A 6,294-nucleotide genomic window follows, 5' to 3' on the forward strand; every position below is an offset into this window, starting at 1 on the left:
TCGAAAACCTGGTGCCGAATCCGACCCCAGCGGTGACCACCATCACCGATTCGGTCGATAACACAGGCCTGACACTTACCGCGACCAACAACATCGTCGAAGGCGGCCAGATCACCTACACCGCGACACTGACCAACCCGGCGCAGACGCCGGTGACCGTCACCCTGTCGAATGGCTCGACCATCACGATTGCCGCTGGCGAAACCGTAGGCACCGTGAACGTGCCGACTGCGGCGAATGACGTGTACAACAATGGCAGCACCGTCAGCACCACCATCACTGGTGCAACGGGCGGCAACTTCGAAAACCTGGTGCCAAACACCACGCCAGCAGTCACCAACATCACCGATTCGGTCGACAACACCGGCCTGACCCTGACCGCAACCAACAACATCGTTGAAGGCGGCCAGATCACTTACACCGCGACCCTGACCAACCCGGCGCAGACGCCGGTGACCGTCACCCTGTCGAACGGCTCGACCATTACCATTGCCGCTGGCGAAACCGTAGGCACCGTGAACGTGCCGACTGCGGCCAATGACGTGTACAACAATGGCAGCACCGTCAGCACCACGATCACTGGCGCTACCGGTGGCAACTTTGAAAATCTGGTGCCAAGCAACACTCCAGCAGTCACCACCATCACCGACTCGGTCGATGACACCGGCCTGAGCCTCAGCGCCAGCGGTTCCGTGGCCGAAGGCGGCCAGATCACTTACACCGCCTCGCTGACCAATCCGGCGGGTACACCCGTCACCGTGACCCTGAGCAACGGCTCGGTGATCACCATCGAGGCCGGCAAAACCACCGGCACCGTCACCGTTACAGCCCCTGCTGATGACGTCTACAAAGACGCAGGCAAAGTCGAAGTCAGCATCAAGAACGCCACCGGCGGCAACTTCGAAAACCTGGTTCCGGATACCACGCCAGTAGTGACGGAGATCACCGACACGGTCGACACTTCGACGGTGAAGCTGAGCGCAGACACCTCGGTTGCCGAAGGCGGCAGCGTCACTTACACCGCCACCGTCGACGCGCCCGTCACCGGCTCGCCTGTTGTCGTGACGTTGGCTAACGGCCAGAACATCATCATCGCTGTAGGTCAAACCACTGGTTCCGTCACCTACACCGCACCGAACGATGCCTTGACTGGCAACGCTCCGCTGACAAACTCGATCACCAACGTGACCGGCGGCAACTACGAAAACCTCGTGGCCGATAAAACCCCGGTCAGCACCACCGTCACCGACGTCGCCGACACTACAAATCTGTCGCTGACTGCGACGGGGTCTGTGGCCGAAGGTGGCCAGATCACTTACACCGCGATCTTGACCAATGCCGCTGGTTCGCCAGTGACCGTGACCTTGTCGAACGGCGCCGTGATCACCATCAAGGCTGGCGAAACCACCGGCACCGCGACCGTTGCTGCACCTGCCGATGACGTCTACAAAGATGCCGGCTCTGTTCAGGCGACGATCACCAGCGCCACCGGCGGCAACTTCGAGAATCTCGTCCCGATCACCAACCCGGCGGTCACTCAAGTCACTGACACCATCGATACCTCGACAGTCAAACTGACCGCCGATACTTCGGTCGCCGAAGGCGGCACCGTCACTTACACCGCCACCGTCGGCGCGCCAGTCACCGGCTCGCCTGTTGTCGTGACGTTGGCGAACGGCCAGAACATCACCATCGCCGTCGGCCAGACCAGCGGCAGCGTTACCCCCCCCGTATCGAATGACGTCCAGATCGGTCACGCACCGCTGACCAACGCGATCACCAACGTCAGCGGCGGCAACTTTGAAAATCTGGTCGCCGACAAGACCCCGGTCAGCACCAGCGTGACCGATACCGTCGACACCACCACCGTTGCGTTGACCGCCACCGGCAACGTCAACGAAGGCGGCCAGATCACCTACACCGCGACCCTGAGCAACCCGGCCGGCACGCCGGTGACCGTGACCCTGAGCAACGGCTCGACGATCACCATCGACGCTGGCAAGACCACCGGCACCGTGACTGTTCCAGCGCCTGCCGATGACGTCTACAAAGACGCCGGCAAAGTCGAAGTGAACATCAAGGACGCCACCGGAGGCAATTTCGAAAATCTGGTGGCCAACCCGACGCCGGCGGTGACCGATGTCGCCGACACCGTCAACACCACGCACCTGACCCTCAGTGCGGAAAGCTATGTGCTCGAAGGTACTTCGATCACTTACACCGCAACGTTGACCAACGCTGCGCAGACACCGGTAACCGTCAACCTGAGCAACGGCCAGACCATCACCATCGAGGCTGGCAAGACCAGCGGTTCGGTGACCATCGCCGCGCCGAGCGATGACGTCTACAAGGATGTCAGCAAGCTCACCGTGACCATGACCGACGCCAGCGGCGGCAACTTCGAGAAACTCGACGTCAGCAAGACCCCGGTCAGCACCACGGTCAACGACACCGTCGACAAGACCAGCCTGACCCTGACCGCCAGCGACACCGTCAGCGAAGGCGGCCAGATCACCTACACCGCGACCCTGAGCAACCCGGCCGGCAGCGCCATGACGGTGACCCTGGCCAACGGCGCGGTGATCAACATCGCTGCCGGTGCCACCAGCGGCTCGGTGAACTTCCCTGCCCCGGCCAACACGCCATACGTGGATGGCGGCAAGGTGCAGACTGCAATCTCCAGCCACACCGGGGGCAATTTCGAAAAGGTCGATGCCGATCGCTCTGCGGTCGTGACCAAAGTCACCGACAGCGTCGACACCACCAATATCAGCCTGAACGCCACCGGCAGCGTTGCCGAGGGCGGTTCGATCGTCTACACCGCGACCCTGACCAATCCGGCCGGCACGGCAATGACCGTGACCCTGAGCAACGGTGCGGTGATCAACATCGCCAAAGGCGCAACCAGCGGCACCGCGACCGTCGCAGCTCCCGGCGATGACGTCTACAAGGACGCCGGCAAGGTCGATGCGAGCATCACCAAGACCAGCGGCGGCAATTTCGAAAACCTGGTCATCGACAAGACCCCGGCAGTGACCGATGTCACCGACACCATCGACAACAGCACTGTTTCGCTGACGGCCAGCGCCAGCACCGTCGAAGGCGGCGTGGTGGTGTACACCGCGTCCGTGACCGCGCCGGTCACCGGCTCGCCAGTAGTCGTGACCTTGTCCAATGGCCAGACCATCACCATCCCGGTCGGCGCCAGCAACGCCAGCGTCAACTTCACCGCGCCGAACGATGCATTGGCCGGCGGCAACACCTTGAGCGTGAAAATCGACGGCGCCAGCGGCGGCAATTACGAAAACCTCGTCGCCGACAAGACCCCGGCCGTGACCTCGGTGACTGACGTTGCCGACACCACCAACCTGTCGTTGTCCGCGACCGGCTCCGTTGCCGAGGGCGGTTCGATTGTTTACACCGCGACCTTGAGCAATCCGGCCGGTACGCCGGTCACCGTGACCTTGTCGAATGGCGCGGTGATCACTATCGAAGCTGGCAAGTCCACCGGCACCGTGACCGTTCCGGCTCCAGCCGATGACGTCTATAAAGATGCCGGCAAAGTCGAAGTCACGATCAAGGACGCCACGGGCGGCAACTTTGAAAATCTGGTGCCGAGCAGCACGCCGGCGGTCACCGATGTCACCGACACCGTCGACACTTCGACGGTCAAACTGACCGCCACCGAGACCGCTGCCGAAGGTGGCACTGTCACCTACACCGCCACGGTCGGCGCGCCGGTCACCGGTTCGCCTGTGGTCGTGACCCTGGCCAACGGTCAGAACATCACCATCGAAGTCGGCAAGACCAGCGGCAGCGTGAGCACCACCGCACCGAACGATGCTTTGACCGGCCACGCGCCGATCACTAACTCGATCACCAACGTCAGCGGCGGCAACTACGAAAACCTCGTTGCCGACAAAACGCCGGTCAGCACCACCGTGACTGATACCGTCGACACCACCAACCTGACGCTCAGCGCTACCGGTTCGGTGAGCGAAGGCGGGCAGATCACCTACACCGCCTCCCTGACTAACGCCGCCGGCTCGCCAGTCACCGTGACCTTGTCGAACGGCGCCGTAATCACCATCGATGCCGGCAAAACCACCGGCACCGTGACCGTCGATGCACCGAAGGACGACGTCTACAAGGACGCCGGCAGCGTTGAAGCGACCATCAAAGGCGTCACCGGTGGCGACTTCGAAAACCTGGTTACCAGCACCGTTCCGGCGGTGACCACCGTCAACGACACCATCGACACCTCCACCGTATCGCTGAGCGCTACGGCGAACGTCGCCGAAGGCGAAACCGTGGTCTACACCGCGACCGTGGGCGCGCCAGTCACCGGCTCGCCGGTTGTCGTGACCCTGTCCAACGGCCAGACCATCACCATCGCCGTCGGCGAAACCACGGGCAGCGTCAACTACGTCGCGCCTAACAGCCCGTTGGCTGGCGGCAGTTCGCTGAGCGTGACCATCGATGGCGCCACGGGCGGCAACTACGAAAAACTGGTGGTCGACGGCAAGTCCGCCGACACCGTGGTATCGGACACCACCGACACCACCAATCTGAACCTGACCGCCAGCGACTCGGTGGCCGAAGGTGGCCAGATCACCTACACCGCAACGCTGACCAACCCGGCCGGCACACCGGTGACCGTGACTCTGTCGAACGGCGCCGTAATCACCATCAAGGCTGGCGAGACTACCGGCACCGCAACCGTTGCTGCACCGTCCGATGACGTCTACAAAGATGCCGGCAAAGTCGAAGTCAGCATCAAGGATGCAACCGGCGGCAACTTCGAGAACCTGGTGACAAGCACTGTGCCGGCGGTGACCAACGTCACTGATACTCTGGACACCACCACGGTCAAACTGACCGCCACCGAGTCGGCTGCAGAAGGCGGCAACGTCACCTACACCGCCACTGTTGGCGCTCCGGTCACCGGTTCGCCGGTTGTCGTGACGCTGGCCAACGGTCAGACCATCACCATCGGCGTCGGCCAGACGACCGGTACCGCGACCACCATCGCACCGAATGATGTGTTGGCTGGTCATGCGCCGATCACCAACTCGATCACCGATGTGAGCGGCGGTAACTTCGAGAACCTGGTTGCCGATAAGACCCCGGTTTCGACCAACGTCACCGACACCGTCGACACTACAAACCTGTCGCTGTCCGCGACCGGTTCCGTGGCCGAGGGCGGTCAGATCACTTATACCGCGACCCTGACCAACGCCGCTGGCTCGCCAGTGACCGTGACCTTGTCGAACGGCGCCGTGATCACCATCAAGGCTGGCGAAACCACCGGCACCGCAACCGTTGCTGCGCCGTCCGATGACGTCTACAAAGACGCCGGCTCCGTGCAGGCAACGATCACCAGCGCCACCGGTGGCAACTTCGAAAATCTGGTGCCGAGCACTGCTCCAGCCGTGACGACAGTTACCGACACCATCGACACTTCGACCGTCAAACTGACCGCTGATACTTCGGTCGCTGAAGGCGGCACTGTCACTTACACCGCCACCGTCGGTGCGCCAGTGACCGGCTCGCCTGTCGTCGTGACCTTGGCCAACGGCCAGACCATCACCATCGGTGTTGGCCAGACCACCGGTACCGCGACCACGACCGCAGCGAACGATGCGCTGACCGGCAATGCGCCGATCACCACCTCGATCACCAATGTGACCGGCGGCAACTTTGAAAATCTGGTGGCGGACAAAACCCCAGTCTCGACCACTGTCACCGACGTTGTCGACACCACCGACCTGTCGCTGAGCGCAACTAATTCGGTCACTGAAGGCGGTTCGATTGTTTACACCGCAACACTGAGCAACGCTGCCGGTTCGCCAGTCACCGTGACCCTGTCGAACGGTGCCGTAATCACCATCAAGGCAGGCGAAACCACTGGCACCGCAACTGTTCCGGCACCGTCCGATGACGTCTACAAAGATGCTGGCTCCGTGCAGGCGACCATCACCAGCGCTACCGGTGGCAACTTCGAAAATCTGGTGCCGAACACCGCTCCAGCCGTGACGACAGTTACCGACACCATTGACACTTCGACGGTCAAATTGACGGCAGATACTTCGGTCGCTGAAGGCGGCACCGTCACTTACACCGCCACCGTCGGTGCGCCAGTGACCGGCTCGCCTGTCGTCGTGACCTTGGCCAACGGCCAGACCATCACCATCGGTGTTGGCCAAACCACCGGCACCGCGACCACCACCGCACCGAACGATGCCTTGGCTGGTAACGCTCCGCTGACCAACTCGATCACTAACGTGACCGGCG

1 protein-coding gene is annotated in these 6,294 nt (G+C 62.3%); it reads left to right on the forward strand.

Features of this window, described 5'->3' with window-relative positions:
• A partial coding sequence (locus V6F91_RS27110) for an immunoglobulin-like domain-containing protein (protein ID WP_332769915.1) occupies positions 1 to 6,294 on the forward strand: 6,294 nt, incomplete at both ends.

Source organism: Pseudomonas koreensis (assembly GCF_036668835.1).
GTDB classification, from domain to species: Bacteria; Pseudomonadota; Gammaproteobacteria; order Pseudomonadales; family Pseudomonadaceae; genus Aquipseudomonas; species Aquipseudomonas koreensis_I.